The organism is Thalassotalea sp. Sam97, from assembly GCF_041379765.1.
Classification (GTDB): domain Bacteria; phylum Pseudomonadota; class Gammaproteobacteria; order Enterobacterales; family Alteromonadaceae; genus Thalassotalea_A; species Thalassotalea_A maritima.
The window spans coordinates 2,799,260-2,816,542 of the sequence record NZ_CP166919.1 but is presented as its reverse complement, the minus strand read 5'-3'; the positions used below and the strand labels follow the sequence as shown (position 1 = coordinate 2,816,542).

The following is a 17,283-nucleotide window of genomic DNA, read 5'->3' as shown; positions in this document are numbered from 1 at the left end:
AAAATCATAATAGTCAACCTAACTGATTCTGGTATATAGGATTCCCTGCATATGTCTGATGCCATAGAGATGAGTCTAGACGGCGTAGAACAACTGCCGCTTAGACGTTTCACCGAAGACGCCTACTTAAATTACTCAATGTACGTGATTATGGACCGTGCACTACCGCACATTGGTGACGGTTTAAAACCGGTACAGCGTCGCATTGTTTACGCGATGAGCGAGCTTGGTTTACATGCCGCCGCTAAATATAAAAAATCAGCGCGTACCGTGGGTGATGTACTGGGTAAGTTCCACCCGCATGGCGATTCAGCATGTTATGAAGCCATGGTGTTAATGGCTCAGCCGTTTTCGTATCGTTATCCATTGGTTGACGGCCAAGGAAACTGGGGTGCGCCGGACGATCCTAAATCGTTTGCGGCAATGCGTTATACCGAAGCCAAATTATCGAAGTTCAGCGAAGTGTTATTGTCAGAGCTGGGCCAAGGCACGGTTGACTGGTTGCCAAACTTTGATGGCACCATGAAAGAGCCGAAGACATTACCGGCGCGCTTACCGCACATCTTATTAAATGGTATTACCGGTATTGCTGTAGGTATGGCAACCGATATCCCACCGCACAATGTGCGAGAACTTGCCAATGCCTGCGTGCACTTAATTGAGCAACCGAAAGCTGATGTTGCCGATTTATTACAATATGTGCAAGCGCCAGATTACCCAACCGATGCGGAAATCATTACCCCGCAAAGTGACATTGCTAAAATGTACCAAACGGGTCGTGGTAGCATCAAAATGCGCGCCGTTTATGATATCGAGCAGGGCGATATTGTGATCACCGCATTACCTCACCAGGCATCAGGTGCGAAAATATTAGAGCAGATAGCTCAACAAATGCAGGCCAAAAAATTACCTATGGTAGCGGATTTACGTGATGAATCTGATCATGAAAATCCAACACGCTTAGTGATTATGCCTCGTTCAAATCGCGTTAACGTTGAGCAATTAATGGCGCATTTGTTCGCGACCACCGATTTAGAGAAAAATTACCGAGTAAATCTAAATATGCTGGGGTTAGACAACCGCCCAGCGGTGAAAAACCTACAGCAAATTTTATCGGAGTGGCTAGAGTTTCGTCGCGAAACCATTCGCCGCCGTTTACAATACCGTCTCGATAAAGTGCTTGCCCGTTTGCATATTCTTGAAGGTTTGTTAATTGCTTATCTAAATATTGACGAAGTGATCGCCATTATTCGTGAATATGACGACGCCAAGGGCGAACTCATGAGTCGCTTTAGCTTAAGTAAAACTCAAGCGGAGGCGATTCTTGAAATTAAACTTCGCCAATTAGCCAAGCTTGAAGAAGTTAAAATCCGCGCTGAGCAAGACGAACTCGCTACTGAACGCGATAAAATTGAAAAGATCCTTGGCTCTAAGGCGCGCATGAACACCTTAATGAAAAAGGAGATTCTTGCCGCCGCTGAGCAATACGGCGACGAACGTCGCTGTAAGCTAGTAGAGCGCGGCGAAGCTAAAGCCCTAAGTGAAAAAGATTTGATGCCATCAGAAGCGGTTACTGTGGTAGTTTCTGAAAAAGGTTGGGCACGCGCCGCCAAAGGGCATGATATTGATGCCGAAAGTTTAAGTTACAAAGCGGGGGATAAGTATTTATGCAGTGCCAAAGGGCGCAGCAATAACCCTGCGGTATTTATTGATTCATCCGGTAGGGCATACGCCACTGATGCGCACACCTTACCATCGGCGCGCAGCCAAGGCGAGCCATTAACAGGCCGCTTTAATTTAGGCGCAGGCGAGACATTTACCAATGTGGTGATGGCTGCCGATGAGCAAAAATATTTACTGGCTTCCGATAGCGGTTATGGTTTTATCGGTAATTTTGCCGATATGGTATCGCGCAATAAAAACGGTAAAGCATTATTAACTTTACCAACTGGCGCTAAGGTGATGCCACCGCAAGAGGTTAATGATATTGACCAGCAACTGTGTTTATCGATTACCACAGAAGGCCGTATGTTGTTGTTCCCGTTAACCGATTTACCGCAGCTAAGTAAAGGTAAAGGCAATAAAATCATTAATGTGCCCGCGGCGAGAGCTAAGGCTCGCGAAGAGTTTGTGACGATTTTAACCGTCGTTGATAAAGACGTACCGGTCACGTTATTTGCAGGCAAACGCAAACTCACGCTAAAACCAAGTGATTTAGAGCATTATCGCGGAGAGCGCGGTCGTCGTGGTAACAAGTTGCCACGAGGATTACAACGTGTTGAAAGTATTCACATTGGCGATGGCGAATAAGTTTCTGATAGCCAATAGATGAAGAAGGCAGCATTGAGCTGCCTTTTTTACTGCGCTTTATATTTCGAGAAGATGAAAGTCGCAACCCCTGCTATTAATGTGTATAATTCGCAACCTGTTATTAGCTAATGAGGTTGGTTCGTGCTAGCTATATTACGTATTATTTTAATTTTTATTGCATTAGTGCTGATATTCTGTTTTTCCATGCTACTTTGTGTGGTTCGTCCATTCCATAAAAATAATGTCCACGACACGGCATCGATGATTGGTAAAGTAGCCTATCTTTTAGGTATCGATGTTGAAATTCGCCGTCCGAAGAATTTGGGTAAACATGGCCCTATGGTGTACGTAGCGAATCATCAAAATTCTTATGATATTTTTACCGTGAGCGCATCATTACCTAAAGAAACCGTAAGCATTGGTAAAAAAAGCCTTAAATGGATACCATTGTTTGGCCAAATGTACTGGTTCACCGGCAATATTTTGATCGATCGTGGTAATCGCGCTAAAGCGCACGGCACCATTGCGTCATCAGCAGAAAAAATTAAAGAGCGCAATATTTCAGTGTGGTTGTTCCCCGAAGGTACACGCAGTTACGGCCGTGGCTTGCTACCATTTAAAACCGGCGCATTCCATACCGCCGCGATGGCAGAGGTACCGATTGTACCGGTGTGCGTCAGCAACACCCATGACATGGTAAAACTCAACCGTTGGAATAACGGTAAAATGATCATAGAGTTCTTAGAACCCATTGAAGTGAAAGGCACAGAGCGTGATTACATTCGCCATTTAGCTAATGACACCCACGCATTGATGTTAGATAAAATTAAACAGTTGAGTGATGAAGCAGGTCACTCATTTGACAATGTTTTAGTAGAAACGAAAAAGGTAGAAAACGTATGAGTACAGAAGTGACGCTAACAGCCGAGCAACAAGAAGAACTACAAGAGTGGTTTGCTCATACCGATGCATTGGTTAATGAGCTATTGGAAGATGGCTCGAACGATGAAGCGCTACACACCATTGAACATCATTTTTCATGCTCTAATTTTGACGTGTTAGAAGCGGCAGCGATTGCGGCCTTCAAGCTAGGTCTAGAAGTTGAAGAGCCAGAAGAAGCAGAGCTAGAAAACGGTGCTCGCGTATTTGCTTTTGATATCATCACCGAGCAGTACCTTGAAGAAGATGTGATTAAACAAGAAGCGCAGCAAATGTTTGAGTTCGCGCTTGCTAATAACATTGACTACGATGGTTGGGGCACTTACTTCGAGGAGTAAGTGATAGCCATCCTAGTATTAAAAAGCCGCGTGAACGCGGCTTTTTTGTGTTTAGACTTTTTTGGTTTAACCAGTGACGGTTAACATGCCAGCCAATTATACTTTCACTAAAGTTTCGCTAGGCGTTTTTGATAGCGCTGCTTACGCATTTCATCATCATTTGCAAGGCTGATGGCTTTTAGTAAATAGCCTTTTTCTTTGTCTTTATCGTCTTGTGCTTTGGCGATATCAGCCAATAACACATAGGAAAATTTTGAGTTGGGATAATACGCCTTGGCTTTTTGTACAACGCGTGTTGCATCCTCCAGCTTTTTAGCGCCCAGTAGTGCCTGAGTTAATTGCCACAGCTCGTTTTCGGTCGGTTGGACCGTATACCCTAACTTATCCGTTAATTGCTGATAGTGTCCATCAAAAGCTGTAGGGCTTGCCAGTAATTTCGGGACCGATAAAAACCAGCCACGATATAACTCAGTTAATGTGAGATATGCGCCTAAATGAGATACCGAAACGTGATCTTCTTGCTCTAGCAGGGTGTTGCTGTGACTGGTGGCTAAATGGGCATACTGCTTATTGAGCTCATTAAGTGCTTGATAACTTTGTTTTGGTGTAGGAAATGGCGATTGTCCTTCAAATACAGTAGCAAGCTTAGGTTGCTCTTGTTGCTTATATACCTCGGGTAACATGGTTAATAATTGCTCGTTACCCCAAGCCAGCGTTGGCGATAAAGCAAGAAATCCATCAAAGCTGTCTTTGTCTTGATAGTACGCATTCAACACAAAGGCGCCACCAATTGAGTGACCGCTTAGCATGCTAAAGTTGGCGGTGCGATATTGCTGGCTAATAAATGGCTTTACTTCGTCAATAATAAAGCGGCGAAATTTATCACTGCTTTGACTCAAAGATTTATCAAAGGCAAAGGGCGCTAGCTCCGCCATGCGCTCTTGCTGTTTGATCCCAACCACGATCATCGGGCTAATGGTGCCATTAAGCAGCTCTATTGTTGCGGCAATGTGATTAAACTGACTATCGGCATCGGTGATATACAGCACAGGGTAGTGGTAAAACTTTTCAGTTTGATAATTACTCGGAAGCGATACCAGCAACTCTCGTTGTTGCCCTAGCACGTTCGAATCAATAGTAAGTGTTTTACCAAGGAATGTTTGTGCCAACGCGTTAGCGCTTAAGCTAAAGAAAAATAATAGGAAAATCGAAAGCCTGATCATAGTGGACTCTTTAATTGTTATTGTTGGGAGTAAGCGTACATCAACCTATCGTGTTCACCGCAGACGGGTCAATATCATTTGCGATGAAGTGACCACAGTTTTGGGTGAAGAGGATATTGATTTATATTTTCTTAGCTCGTGTTTTTAGCTAGACAATGGTGGGATGGGGGAGTTAAGTTATTGATATATAAGTATGTAAGCTTGGTGATTCTGTTGTGTGACAGTAATGGATATCAACGGAATAACTCAGCCAAATAGGCTAATGTGTCTTTGGCTTATTGGTGGCTTTATTAAACGATGGGTCTTTACATACCGAATGATATAACGAACAAAAAAGAACTAAAAAGGAAATAATAATGAAAAAATGGATGGCAATTGGCCTTGTCGGTTTATCAGCATTGAGCAATGTAAGCCAAGCATCTGAGCAGAATAACCTATATCTAGGGGCTTCAGCTATTTTTTTAGATAATTACACTGAAAGCCAAGCGTACAAATTCCATGGTGGTTATTCGTTTAACGAGCATTTCGCGATTGAAGCAAGTTATTTGGATTTTGGTGAGGAAACTTATGGCTCGCCTGTAGGCAGGGACGCATGGTCGGCCAATGCCAAGGGGCTTGAGCTAATCGCTAAATACCCATTGGGTGATTTTGCTGTGTATGGAAAACTGGGCTATTTATGGTGGTCTGAAGATTTAGATTATTATGAATTATATGATGATGTGATCAGCGAAAGGCAACGTGAATATACAGGGAGTGATGTAACCTATGGTTTTGGTGCTAGTTATATGTTTTTTCAGCGAGTGTCTATAAGAGCGGAATACCAAGGCATCAGCATAAATGGCAAAGATGATCACCCAGTCTCATTAGGTTTTGATGTGCATTTTTAGTGTTTAGCGGATTTGTAGATATACAGTAAAGCTAAGCTATATATCTCAAATACAAAAAAGCCAGCAGGTCGTATGACGTGCTGGCTTTTATTTTTACGCTGTTTTATTGGCTACTTTATTAGCTAAAACGGGGCGATTATAAGTTGCTGATCGCCTGTTTTTGTTCAATAAGTTTGGCAACCGTTGCTTCGGCTTCGGCCAGTTTTTCACGCTCTTTGGCAATAACCGCTTCTGGTGCTTTGCTAACGAAGTTGTCGTTGCTTAGCTTGCCTTTAGTGCGGGCAACGTCTTTTTCGATTTTATCGATGGCCTTCGTTAAGCGGCTAAGCTCCGCTTCCACATCGATGAGACCTGCCATAGGGATAAGCACACTCATTTCACCAATAACCGCGGTTGCTGATGCAGGGCCTTGCTCGTCATCGGCTAGTACATCAATGCTCTCTAGTTTCGCTAAGGCGCTGATGAAGTTGCGATTTTCTTCAAGGCGACGAGCGTCTTCGTTGTTGATGTTTTTCAGTAATACCGGTAATGGCTTGCTTGGCGCAATGTCCATTTCTCCACGGATATTACGGATCGCGACGATAAACTGTTTCACCCATTCCAAGTCATTAATTGCTTGTTCATCAACTTGTGACGCATCAAACTGCGGGAAGCTCTGTACCATAATGCTGGTATCGGTTACATCGGTACCGGTTAATGGTGCAACACGCTGCCAAATGGTTTCGGTGATAAATGGCATAATTGGGTGCATCAAACGCAGCAGGGCTTCTAACACGTTGACTAAGGTATGACGGGTGCCACGTTGCTCTGCTTCACTGCCTTTGAATAACACAGGCTTAGTAAGCTCTAAGTACCAATCACAGAATTGGTTCCAGGTGAACTCATACAAAGCTTGTGCCGCGATATCAAAACGGAACGAATCAAACGCTTCGTGTACCGCTTTTACCGTGTTTTGGAATTGACCGATGATCCAGCGATCAGCAAGCGATAATTGCATGTCTTTGTTTTCAAGACCGCAATCGTGCTCTTCGGTGTTCATTAACACGTAACGGCTGGCGTTCCATAGCTTATTGGTAAAGTTACGATAACCTTCCAAGCGCTTCATATCCCAACTAATATCACGGCCAGTTGAGGCAACCGCCGCTAAGGTAAAGCGCAGTGCATCGGTACCGTGTGCTTCAATACCATTTGGGAATTCTTTTTTGGTTAGCTTGGTAATTTTTTGTTTCAGCTGAGGCTGCATCATATTACCAGTACGTTTTTCCAGTAAGTCGTCTAGGCTGATGCCGTCGATCATATCCAAAGGATCGATAACATTACCTTTTGATTTACTCATCTTATCGCCGTTTTCATCGCGAATAAGACCTGTTACGTAAACCTTCTTAAATGGAACTTGTGGCTTGCCGTTTTCGTCTTTAATAAAGTGCATGGTCATCATGATCATGCGCGCTACCCAGAAAAAGATAATGTCAAAGCCAGTAACCAGTACGTCGGTCGAGTGGAATTTCTTTAACGCCTCAGTGTCTTCAGGCCAACCTAAGGTTGAGAAGGTCCAAAGTGCTGATGAGAACCAAGTATCTAATACGTCATCGTCTTGGCTTAGGCTAACATCATCGGCTAGATTATATTGGCTGCGAACTTCTTCTTCGCTGCGGCCAACATAGACTTTACCTTGCGCGTCATACCAAGCTGGAATACGGTGTCCCCACCATAATTGACGAGATATACACCAATCTTGAATGTCACGCATCCAAGCAAAGTACATGTTTTCGTACTGCTTTGGCACAAACTCGATATCGCCGTTTTCAACCGCTTCAATCGCAGGTTTTGCCAGTGTTTCAGTACGTACATACCATTGGTCGGTTAGGAAAGGCTCAATGACTACGCCTGAACGATCGCCGTAAGGAACGGTTAAGTCGTGATCTTTGATTTCCTCTAACAAGCCAAGCTTGTCAAACTCAGCAACAATCGCTTTACGTGCTTCAAAACGATCTAGACCGGCATATTCACGAGGTAATTCGCTGCTGTAAACATTCGATTCTTCGCCATTGACATCAAACACTTGTGCTGTGGCTAACACCGCTGCGTCAATGTCAAAGACATTGATCATTGGTAGGTTATGACGCTTACCCACTTCGTTATCGTTAAAGTCATGTGCCGGAGTGATTTTTACACAACCGGTGCCTTTTTCCATGTCGGCGTGTTCATCGCCAACTATTGGAATTAAACGATTAACGATTGGTAATAAGATGTTTTTACCAATAAGATCTTTGTAGCGCGGATCTTCTGGGTTTACCGCTACACCAGTATCACCTAGCATGGTTTCTGGACGCGTTGTTGCTACCACAATGTAGTCTTTACCGTCGGCTGTTTTCACGCCATCGGCAAGAGGATAGCGGAAGTGCCACATGTGGCCTTTCTTGTCCTTATTTTCCACTTCTAAGTCAGAAATAGCGGTGTGTAGTTTTGGATCCCAGTTTACTAGGCGCTTACCACGATAGATCAAGTCTTCTTGGTATAGACGAACAAACACTTCTTGTACGGCATTACTCATGCCATCGTCCATGGTGAAACGATCGCGCGACCAGTCGATCGAGTTACCTAAACGACGCATTTGCTGGCCAATGGTGCCACCAGAGTGTTCTTTCCATTCCCAGATTTTGTCGATAAAGGCTTCGCGACCGTAATCATGACGGGTTTTATTTTCTTCTGCGCCAATTTTGCGCTCAACCACCATTTGCGTAGCGATACCCGCGTGATCGGTACCCGACTGCCATAAGGCACTCTTGCCTTGCATGCGTTGATAACGGATCAAAGAGTCCATAATAGTTTGTTGGAAGGCATGCCCCATATGCAGGCTACCGGTAACATTTGGTGGCGGGATGGCAATACAGTAACCATCGTCTGCGTTTGTTGGACTAAAATAACCTTTTTCTTCCCAAGCACTGTACATGGCTTGTTCGATAGCGGAAGGATTAAATGTTTTTTCCATGATGCTTCTTACAATCTTAATATGCGTTGCAACTGTGTGTGCAAAGCTTAACTTGACTCTGTTGTTAATGAACAGCCCGCTTGCTGGTAGCCACGGTAGCGAACTCGGGCTAACTGTTTGCGTTCTTCATCAGCAGGAACAAAGTCGACAATTTGCTTGAATTGACCAGCAAAGGCAGGAACCTTGCTGGCCAGATTGATTAATACTTGCCGATGGTTGGTTGGCGCTTGCCAACTGATCTCCACCGGCGAACCTGACTCTAGGCCTTCGCCTGGCAGGTTATGAGGGACAAAGCTGTTACTCTCAAATGACCACAACAGCTCATCGATTTTGTGGGCGTCAATTTGACTGTCACAAAAGATGAATACCCTCTTATTTTGGCGATATAACTGAGCCGCTTTATGGCAAGCAAGTTGTATGTGATCTTGATCACTATTTGCTAGGACATTAAAAACGACATCGGTTGCCATGTTATTCACCTTGCTCCTGACCGCTACGGTTCAGCAAGAACTGGGTTAACATGCCAACTGGGCGACCAGTCGAGCCTTTTTTCGCGCCACCACGCCATGCGGTACCGGCAATATCAAGATGTGCCCAGTTGTACTTCTTGGTGAAACGAGACAAGAAACACGCTGCGGTAATGGTACCCGCAGGGCGACCACCTAAGTTAGTGAAATCGGCAAACGGGCTATCTAGTTGATCTTGATAATCATCCCACAGTGGTAAGCGCCACGCGCGGTCACCACTTTGATCTGAGGCATTTAGTAGCTCATGCGCTAATGGGTTATGAGTACTTAATAAACCAGTCGCGTGCGCACCTAAGGCGATAACACAAGCGCCGGTTAGTGTCGCAACATCGATAACCGTGTCTGGTTGAAAGCGTTCAACGTAGGTCAGGGCGTCACACAGTACCAAACGGCCTTCGGCATCAGTATTTAGTACTTCAACGGTTTGCCCCGACATCGTTGTTAAAATATCACCCGGACGGTACGCGTTGCCACCTGGCATGTTTTCACAACCAGCTAAGACACCAATAACGTTAATTGGCAAGTTAAGCTCCGCTAATGAGTTCATTGCACCAAGTACACCAGCTGCACCACCCATGTCGTACTTCATTTCGTCCATGGCTTCGCCAGGCTTAATTGAAATACCGCCTGAATCGAAGGTTAAGCCTTTACCAACAAGTACGATTGGTTTTGCGTCTTCTGCGCCGCCTTGGTACTTGATGACAGTCATTAATGATTCATTAACGCTGCCACGGCCAACGGCTAAGTATGAGTTCATACCAAGCTCAGCCATTTGCGCTTCATCAACGACCTCTATGCTGATCTTGTCGTTGTTTTCGGCAAGCAGTTTAGCTTGCTCTGCAAGATAGGCTGGGTTACAAATGTTTGGTGGCATATTGGCAACGTCTTTACACACTGTCATGCCTTTTGATACGGCTAAACCATGAGCAAGAGCACGCTCACCAATAGTTAACTCGCGACGAGTCGGTACATTGAACACGATTTTTCGCAAAGGACGACGCGCTTCTTCTTTACGCGTCTTAAGTTGATTAAAGCTGTATAGACAATCTTGCGTTGCTTCAACCGCTTGACGTACTTTCCAGTAAGTATCACGACCTTTAACGTGCAGTTCTGATAAAAAGCATACGGCTTCCATTGAACCGGTTTCGTTAAGGGTGTTGATGGTTTTGCTGATAATTTGACGGTATTGGCGTTCATCTAGCTCGCGCTCTTTACCACAGCCAACCAATAATACACGCTCAGATAAAACATTAGGTACTTGATGCAGCAGTAACATTTGGCCAGGTTTGCCTTCTAAGTCACCACGACGTAGTAGGTTAGAAATATAACCACCACTGATTTCATCAAGTTGCTCGGCAACAGCGCTTAGTCGGCGTGGTTCATAAACACCAACAACGATGCAGGCGCTACGTTGTTTTTCCGGGCTACCACTTTTTACACTGAACTCCATGAACTCTCCTATTTAATGCTTAATTGTGTAGTTTTAACCACTTTTATATTTATCAACTTGCTTAAAACAAGGTGAAAACGATAGACTATTTAACGCCACTTAGAATTGTTTGGGCTATTCTTATAGCTAGTAATTATAGCTATGTATTGCGCCTTTGAATGTTTTATTGTGACGTAGGTCAAAAACACTGATGTATAAAAATGAGTAGTTTACTCAAAATTTGAGCGGTTGTCAGAAAAAAACAAAGTTTTTTAGGTTAAATTTGTGATTATTTTTCGATATTTGTTAAATGAAGTTGGTCGTACCCAATTAGGGGTTTTTTTCGTCTTAATGACCATCTTTATCAGTCAAAAATTTGTGCGTATTCTTGGAGATGCATCCGATGGAGACTTTCCTGCGCAGATGGTTTTGACCTTCATGGGGTTAACTATTCCGCACTTGATGGGGGTCATGTTACCGTTAAGTTTATTTTTGGGTATTTTGATCGCGTATGGTCGAATTTATGCGGAAAATGAAATGACGGTGTTGCATGCATGCGGAGTAAGTGAGTGGTATGTCACTCGGGTAACTATGGTGTTGGCTTTGGTGACTGCCATTGTCACCGGTTTGTTTACTTTGTACTTAGCACCGTTGGCGCAAGAAAAAGAGTATCAAGTGCAGGAGCAATTATCGAAAGATATTGGCTTGACGGCTTTGACAGCTGGTCGATTCCAAAAGACATCAAACGAACAAGCGGTTGTTTTTATTGAAAATATAAACAAAGAGAAACAGCTTGAAAATGTATTCGTAGCGCAGTTACCAAAAGGTGAAGATGGCAAGCAAAATGTGGTTAATGTCATTTTTGCAGCAACAGGGCAGGTGGTTGAAGATGCCAGTGGCGCGCAAAAACTGATCATGAATCAAGGTAATCGCTACCAAAAAAATAACCTTACCACGGAATTTGAGACCATGTCATTTAGTGGTTACCAAATGAAAATTCGTGATCAAAAAGTTGAAGAAAAACGCCGCAAGCTGAGCGCAATCCCGACTGTAGATTTGCTTAACCGTAACGATTTTGAAGCGCAAGCTGAGTTGCAATGGCGATTAGCGTTCCCTATTTCTGTACTCGTGCTAACCTTAGTGGCCGTGCCATTAAGTGTGGTAAACCCCAGACAAGGTAAGTTCGCGAAGATGTTCCCCGCTTTACTGTTATTCCTCGTTTATTACTTACTGCTTACGTCAGCTCGTTCAGCTATGGATGATGGTAAAATCGCGCCTATCGTTGGCCTATGGCCAATTCATATTACCGCACTCTTTATTGGTTGGATGCTTTTACTGAAAAGTCGGGGTAGTGGCAAAAAAATTAAGGCTCGTTTGAAGCGAGGTAAAGCATAATGCGTATTCTTGATATGTATATTGGTCGCATTATCGCCACCACGACCTTTTTAACGTTAGCTGTGCTGGTCAGCATCAGTGGCATCATTAAGTTCGTAGAGCAAATGCGTGCCGTAGGACGTGGTAATTATGATCTTATCGATGCGGCCTTATTTGCCTTTTATTCTATCCCTCGTGATGTCGAAATATTCTTTCCAATGGCTGCTTTAGTTGGTGGTTTAATTGGCCTTGGTATGATGGCCACGCATTCTGAGCTGGTGGTGATGCAAGCGGCAGGATTGTCACGTTTACAAATAATTAAGTCGGTAATGAAAACGGCGGTATTACTGATTTTATTAAGCATGGGCGTTGGTGAGTTTTTAGCACCGCAAGGAGAAGCAACGGCACGTGAACTAAGAGCGCAAGCGATTTCTGACGGCAGCTTAATATCGGCGAAAAACGGTGTGTGGACTAAAGATGGTGAACTTATTGTTCATATTACCGAAGTCGCTGACACGGGTACCTTAAAAAATATTTCTCTTTATAAATTCGACGACAATCGTCAAATGAAGCAATGGCTCAGCGCAAATGAAGCCTTTTGGCATAATGATAAGTGGCAGTTAGTTGGCGTTGAAGTTTCACAATTTACTAGCAAACGAATTAATACCGAGCGAATTGAAAGACAACTTTGGCAGTCAACATTAACGCCAGATAAACTTGGTGTGGTAACGGTCAAACCGGAAGCGTTATCGTTACAGGGCTTAGTCAGCTATCTTGGTTATTTAAAAGAAAACAAGCAAGATACCTCACGGTATGAGTTAGCCTTTTGGCGTAAGATTATGCAGCCGTTAACGGTCGCAGTGATGCTATTGGTTGCGTTGTCATTTATCTTTGGGCCACTACGCAGTACGTCTATGGGCGCGCGCGTGATGATGGGGATAGGTACTGGTATAGCCTATGACTTTATTAATCGAATGTTTGGTTCAATTAGCCAAACATTTCAATTGCCACCGGTATTAGGGGCTGTACTACCTAGCTTGCTGTTTATTGCTGTGGCGGTGTATTTCTTGCGAAAACAGGTGTAGCCACTAGGTGACATCAATCATTATAAAAAATCGAGGCTAGCCTCGATTTTTTTATCCCTTGAAAATGTACTAGTTAACGATCAATTAACGCAGTTTGTCACGGTTTGCCGCGACTGATAACACAACCACTTCGGTGTTGGTCATGCGATCTTGTAGGCTCAATTTGTTCTTTCGATCAAATAACACCCATAAATTACCTAGGCCAAATAGGGTAAATGCTAAGCGCTTAAAGCCTGTGGCTTTGCTGATCAGGGTTTGATCTTGGTTTTGCACTCGCAAACGCCAAGCGCGCATGCCAATGGTTTGCCCGCTTTTACTCCAAAAGTAGACAAAGAAAAAGCTTACCCAAAATAGTTTCCACAGCTCATTCAAGCTGGTGTAAAACCATGAACTTTGCATTAAATCTATGGCATGTTGATGGCCTTTAGTGGCAATAATTTGTTGATCAAACAATACGCCAAAAGCGGCAAATGAGATAAAGCCAGCTAGCATGTATACTGCAAAGGCCAATAATACGTCATAAATATATGAGCCAAGGCGACGGCGAAAACCGGCACGTGGGAATGTATTGCTCATGGGAGTCCCGAAATTTACTTGCTAATGTTGGCGAAAGTGTACCATTGTAGCAACTCAACACAAAGTATTACTGTTTGTACAATATCGATAGGAATTCTCTATTCATGCTTGCTCGTTTAAATACCAAAATACCACCGGCACTGTTGTTAGTGTTTGCTGGTTTGTTATTAGCGATGTTACCGAATAACAATTTAGTTAGCGAAGACAGGCTATGGTTAACCAACGTCATTGCTTTGCTGTTGGGGGCTTTGGCATTGGTGATAATTGTTGTAGCCGTGATAGGCTTTCGCCGTCAGCAAACCACGATAGATCCACGAGATCCGCGGCAGACAACTCACTTAATAAATCAGGGCATATTTGCATATAGCCGTAACCCAATATATTTAGCCTTTGTGTTACTTATTATTGCCTTTGGTTTGCTTATGAATAGTGTTTGGCTATTTATTGTCACCCCAGCCTTTACGGCTTACCTTACCCTTTGGCAAATTATTCCCGAGGAGCAAGCTCTAAAGCAATTATTTGGTAAAGCGTATGATGACTATAGCCAGCAGGTACGACGCTGGCTATAAGTGGTCGATATAAGCTGGGGTTAATCGTCGTTGTGCTGGATAGCGGTAACGGTTGCGTCAAGAGAACCATCATTGACTTGAACAGTAATGGAGTCGCCAATATTGACTTTATCTGTTTGCCTGACAATATTGCCTTGCTGGTCACGAGTGATGCTGTAACCACGCGCAATTGTTGCTAATGGGCTGACAATATTCAAACTTTGCGCAAGGCGAGCCAATTGCATCTGTTTCGTGTCTTTACTGTGCCATAACGCTTGTTTTAGGCGCAGTGACAAATCGGCGAGATGCTTCTTATGCTGTGGCAATCTGTTTGCCGGATTGGCCGCAGTTAAGCGTTGTCCAAGCCATTGCTGTTGAGTGCATCGGTGTTGTAATAACGTATTACTGATGCGTTCAAGGCGCATATGCAAATCATCGGCACGTTGTTGTTGTTCGCGTAACTTGTTTAATGGGTTTTGTATGGCTAGGCGATGTTGCTGTTGCGTTAGCTGGCGTTGCCATGTGTGCAGCTTATGGCGCATCTGCATTGCCAACTGTACCACTGAGTTTTGCAGTTGCTTACCTTGAATCGAGGTATCTTTTGACAGTAGTTCAGCCGCTGCTGATGGTGTCGGGGCGCGCATATCTGCGACGTAATCGGCAAGGCTAACGTCCACTTCATGACCAACGGCACTGACGATAGGTATGTCACAATCGAATATTGCCCGCACCACAGCTTCTTCGTTAAACGCCCATAAATCTTCTAATGAACCACCACCGCGACCAACGATAAGCGCATCAACTTCATCGCGCTCGTAAGCGGTATAAATGGCATCAGCTATTTGTTCGCTACTGCCTTCGCCTTGTACTAGTGTTGGGTAAATAATCACGTTGATATTCGGATTACGGCGATTTAATACATGCAAAATGTCATGTATGGCAGCGCCTGTAGGAGAAGTAACGACACCCAGGGTTTCAACAAACTCAGGTATTGGCTGCTTATATTTTTGATCGAATAGCCCCTCAGCTTGCAGTTGCGCTTTGAGTTGCTCAAACTTTTGTCTTAGTAAGCCTTCGCCAGCGTCTTCCATTTGCTCAATGATTAGCTGGAACTCACCGCGAGGTTCATACATTGACACCCGTGCTTTGACCAGCACTTGTTTGCCATTTTCAGCGCGAACTCGACTGTAGCGATTGTTGCCTTTGAACATAGCACAACGGACTTGTGATTTATCGTCTTTTAATGATAAATACCAATGACCTGAGCTTGCCGCCATGAAATTAGATATTTCACCGGTTAACCACAGCGTAGTTAACTCAGATTCTAGAAGATAACGTACTTTTTTGGTTAGCTCGCTAACCTTTAATATGTGCTGTTTGGGACTATTAAACATGCCAAATATTTCGTTTATGTTAATGAGAACAGTTTTTTAAAACTTTTTACAGATTTTTACAGATTTTGGTTTACCTGTATAGGCAAAGTCGTTAAAATCCCTGCGCAATATTTACTACTCCCATATAAGTGAGAATGTTGCTATGTTAAGAATCGCTCGTGAAGCCTTAACCTTTGATGATGTACTATTAGTACCTGCCCACTCGACAGTGTTACCACACACTGCCAACCTTAAAACTAAGCTAACCAGCAAAATCGAATTAAACGTTCCGATTTTATCTGCGTCTATGGATACTGTAACTGAAGCTAACCTTGCGATTGCGTTAGCTCAAGAAGGTGGTCTTGGTTTTATCCACAAAAATATGACGATAGAACAGCAGGCAGCTAACGTACGTCAAGTTAAAAAGTTTGAATCAGGTATTGTAACCGATCCTGTTACGGTTAGCCCAGACGTTAGCATTCGTGACGTTATGCAACTATCAGAAGAATTAAAGTTTTCTGGTTTCCCTGTCGTTGATTGCGACGACAACTTAGTCGGTATCGTTACTTCTCGTGATTTACGTTTTGAAACTAACCTAGATAAGCAAGTATGTGAGCTTATGACAGGTAAAGACAAGCTAGTTACCGTAAAAAATGATGCAAGCCGTGAAGAAATCCTTAATTTGATGCACGAAAACCGCATCGAGAAAATCTTAGTAGTTGACGATAATTACACCTTACAAGGGATGATCACCGTTAAAGATTTCCAAAAAGCGGAAAGCAAACCAAATGCATGTAAAGACGAATTTGGTCGCCTGCGTGTTGGTGCAGCCGTTGGTGTTGGCGCTGGTACCGATGAGCGTATCGCCGCTCTAGTGGAAGCCGGTGTTGATATTTTACTTATCGATACCTCACACGGTCACTCTCAAGGTGTCATTGAGCGCGTTAAGAAAACGCGTGAAACATACCCAGATTTACAAATTGTTGCTGGTAACATTGCAACGGCAGAAGGTGCAAAAGCATTGGCTGATGCCGGCGCTAATGCGGTTAAAGTGGGTATTGGCCCAGGCTCTATTTGTACTACACGTATCGTAACCGGTTGTGGTGTACCACAAATCACCGCTATCTCTGAAGCGGTTAAAGGTGTCGAAGGTACGGATGTGACGATCATCGCAGATGGCGGTATTCGCTTCTCTGGCGATATCGTTAAAGCACTTGTTGCTGGTGCACACTGTGTCATGGTTGGTTCAATGCTAGCTGGTACTGAAGAAGCACCGGGTGAAGTGGAGCTATACCAAGGTCGTTACTACAAGTCTTACCGTGGTATGGGTAGCCTTGGCGCAATGAACCAAAAAGAAGGCTCATCAGATCGTTACTTCCAAAAATCAAATGAAGCCGACAAGTTAGTACCAGAAGGTATTGAAGGTCGTGTTGCTTATAAAGGTCCTATCGCTAACATCATTCACCAACAAATCGGTGGTATTCGCAGTGCTATGGGCTTAACCGGTTCAGCAGACATTGACACGTTACGTACTAAGCCGGAATTTGTGCGCGTAACCAGTGCGGGTATGGGCGAATCACATGTACATGATGTGACCATTACCAAAGAAGCGCCAAACTACCGTTTAGGTTAATCACTTCGAGATAGGTCATTGTTGTATCAGCCAGCAGGCGCAAACAAAA

The 17,283-nt window shown here is 43.9% G+C and carries 14 protein-coding genes; 8 read left to right on the top strand and 6 right to left on the bottom strand.

The genetic code is table 11. The features are described 5' to 3' along the window. Positions 1-51 precede the first annotated feature (51 nt). From parC to rraB, 3 genes are all read left to right on the top strand, one after another. Complete coding sequence (gene parC / locus ACAX20_RS12525; RefSeq protein ID WP_371186673.1) at positions 52-2,310, top strand: DNA topoisomerase IV subunit A; 2,259 nt, start codon at positions 52-54, stop codon at positions 2,308-2,310. Between the two features lie 141 nt (positions 2,311-2,451). Beyond that, positions 2,452-3,213, top strand: coding sequence for a 1-acylglycerol-3-phosphate O-acyltransferase (locus ACAX20_RS12520; RefSeq protein ID WP_371186671.1), 762 nt, complete (start codon positions 2,452-2,454; stop codon positions 3,211-3,213). Beyond that, complete coding sequence (rraB, locus tag ACAX20_RS12515) at positions 3,210-3,587, top strand: ribonuclease E inhibitor RraB (protein WP_371186669.1); 378 nt, start codon at positions 3,210-3,212, stop codon at positions 3,585-3,587. Before ACAX20_RS12520 ends, rraB begins: the two co-directional genes overlap by 4 nt. Before the next feature lie 107 nt (positions 3,588-3,694). On the opposite strand, the gene ACAX20_RS12510 is transcribed toward rraB, so the two are convergent. Beyond that, a complete protein-coding gene (locus ACAX20_RS12510; RefSeq protein WP_371186667.1) occupies positions 3,695-4,810 on the bottom strand; it encodes an alpha/beta hydrolase-fold protein in 1,116 nt (371 codons plus the stop codon). 356 nt (positions 4,811-5,166) lie between these two features. Here ACAX20_RS12510 and ACAX20_RS12505 point away from each other — a divergent pair, with 356 nt between their 5' ends. Beyond that, positions 5,167-5,697 carry an outer membrane beta-barrel protein gene (locus tag ACAX20_RS12505; RefSeq protein WP_371186665.1) on the top strand — a complete coding sequence of 177 codons (531 nt, stop codon included), beginning with the start codon at positions 5,167-5,169 and terminating at the stop codon, positions 5,695-5,697. A 136-nt stretch (positions 5,698-5,833) separates the two neighbouring features. Here ACAX20_RS12505 and ACAX20_RS12500 read toward each other — a convergent pair whose 3' ends face one another. From ACAX20_RS12500 to pepA, 3 genes are read right to left on the bottom strand one after another with little or no spacing between them, the layout of a single operon-like run. Then, on the bottom strand, positions 5,834-8,689 hold the full coding sequence (locus tag ACAX20_RS12500) for a valine--tRNA ligase (protein WP_371186663.1): 2,856 nt from the start codon (positions 8,687-8,689) through the stop codon (positions 5,834-5,836). Positions 8,690-8,736: 47 nt separating this feature from the next. After that, positions 8,737-9,159 (bottom strand): DNA polymerase III subunit chi, encoded by a 423-nt coding sequence (locus ACAX20_RS12495; protein ID WP_371186661.1) that lies wholly within the window; start codon positions 9,157-9,159, stop codon positions 8,737-8,739. A gap of 1 nt (position 9,160) precedes the next feature. Continuing rightward, positions 9,161-10,666, bottom strand: a complete 1,506-nt coding sequence (gene pepA, locus ACAX20_RS12490; protein WP_371186659.1) for a leucyl aminopeptidase — start codon at positions 10,664-10,666, stop codon at positions 9,161-9,163. Between the two features lie 264 nt (positions 10,667-10,930). Here pepA and lptF point away from each other — a divergent pair, with 264 nt between their 5' ends. Together lptF and lptG are read left to right on the top strand one after the other, a co-directional pair. Then, positions 10,931-12,040, top strand: coding sequence for an LPS export ABC transporter permease LptF (gene lptF / locus ACAX20_RS12485; RefSeq protein ID WP_371186658.1), 1,110 nt, complete (start codon positions 10,931-10,933; stop codon positions 12,038-12,040). Further along, the gene (gene lptG / locus ACAX20_RS12480; RefSeq protein ID WP_371186656.1) at positions 12,040-13,104 is read left to right on the top strand and encodes an LPS export ABC transporter permease LptG; all 1,065 of its coding nucleotides are present in this window, start codon (positions 12,040-12,042) and stop codon (positions 13,102-13,104) included. The genes lptF and lptG overlap by 1 nt, the downstream gene beginning before the upstream one ends. An 84-nt stretch (positions 13,105-13,188) precedes the next feature. Here the strand turns inward: lptG and ACAX20_RS12475 are convergent, their stop codons facing one another. Beyond that, positions 13,189-13,680 carry an RDD family protein gene (locus ACAX20_RS12475; protein ID WP_371186654.1) on the bottom strand — a complete coding sequence of 164 codons (492 nt, stop codon included), beginning with the start codon at positions 13,678-13,680 and terminating at the stop codon, positions 13,189-13,191. Positions 13,681-13,784: 104 nt separating this feature from the next. Between ACAX20_RS12475 and ACAX20_RS12470 the strand changes: the two genes are divergently transcribed. Beyond that, positions 13,785-14,249 carry an isoprenylcysteine carboxylmethyltransferase family protein gene (locus ACAX20_RS12470; protein ID WP_371186652.1) on the top strand — a complete coding sequence of 155 codons (465 nt, stop codon included), beginning with the start codon at positions 13,785-13,787 and terminating at the stop codon, positions 14,247-14,249. A 20-nt stretch (positions 14,250-14,269) separates the two neighbouring features. Here the strand turns inward: ACAX20_RS12470 and xseA are convergent, their stop codons facing one another. Next, positions 14,270-15,622: an exodeoxyribonuclease VII large subunit gene (gene xseA, locus ACAX20_RS12465; protein ID WP_371186650.1), complete on the bottom strand. Its 1,353-nt coding sequence runs from the start codon at positions 15,620-15,622 to the stop codon at positions 14,270-14,272. A 142-nt stretch (positions 15,623-15,764) separates the two neighbouring features. Here xseA and guaB point away from each other — a divergent pair, with 142 nt between their 5' ends. Next, positions 15,765-17,234 carry an IMP dehydrogenase gene (guaB, locus tag ACAX20_RS12460; protein WP_371186648.1) on the top strand — a complete coding sequence of 490 codons (1,470 nt, stop codon included), beginning with the start codon at positions 15,765-15,767 and terminating at the stop codon, positions 17,232-17,234. Positions 17,235-17,283 lie beyond the last annotated feature (49 nt).

Bases quoted from the DNA above. Each gene is read 5' to 3' on its own strand.
- parC (WP_371186673.1), top strand. From the start codon at position 52: ATGTCTGATGCCATAGAGATGAGTCTAGACGGCGTAGAACAACTGCCG.
- rraB (WP_371186669.1), top strand. From the start codon at position 3,210: ATGAGTACAGAAGTGACGCTAACAGCCGAGCAACAAGAAGAACTACAA.
- ACAX20_RS12510 (WP_371186667.1), bottom strand. From the start codon at position 4,810: ATGATCAGGCTTTCGATTTTCCTATTATTTTTCTTTAGCTTAAGCGCT.
- ACAX20_RS12505 (WP_371186665.1), top strand. From the start codon at position 5,167: ATGAAAAAATGGATGGCAATTGGCCTTGTCGGTTTATCAGCATTGAGC.
- ACAX20_RS12500 (WP_371186663.1), bottom strand. From the start codon at position 8,689: ATGGAAAAAACATTTAATCCTTCCGCTATCGAACAAGCCATGTACAGT.
- ACAX20_RS12495 (WP_371186661.1), bottom strand. From the start codon at position 9,159: ATGGCAACCGATGTCGTTTTTAATGTCCTAGCAAATAGTGATCAAGAT.
- pepA (WP_371186659.1), bottom strand. From the start codon at position 10,666: ATGGAGTTCAGTGTAAAAAGTGGTAGCCCGGAAAAACAACGTAGCGCC.
- lptG (WP_371186656.1), top strand. From the start codon at position 12,040: ATGCGTATTCTTGATATGTATATTGGTCGCATTATCGCCACCACGACC.
- ACAX20_RS12475 (WP_371186654.1), bottom strand. From the start codon at position 13,680: ATGAGCAATACATTCCCACGTGCCGGTTTTCGCCGTCGCCTTGGCTCA.
- ACAX20_RS12470 (WP_371186652.1), top strand. From the start codon at position 13,785: ATGCTTGCTCGTTTAAATACCAAAATACCACCGGCACTGTTGTTAGTG.
- xseA (WP_371186650.1), bottom strand. From the start codon at position 15,622: ATGTTTAATAGTCCCAAACAGCACATATTAAAGGTTAGCGAGCTAACC.
- guaB (WP_371186648.1), top strand. From the start codon at position 15,765: ATGTTAAGAATCGCTCGTGAAGCCTTAACCTTTGATGATGTACTATTA.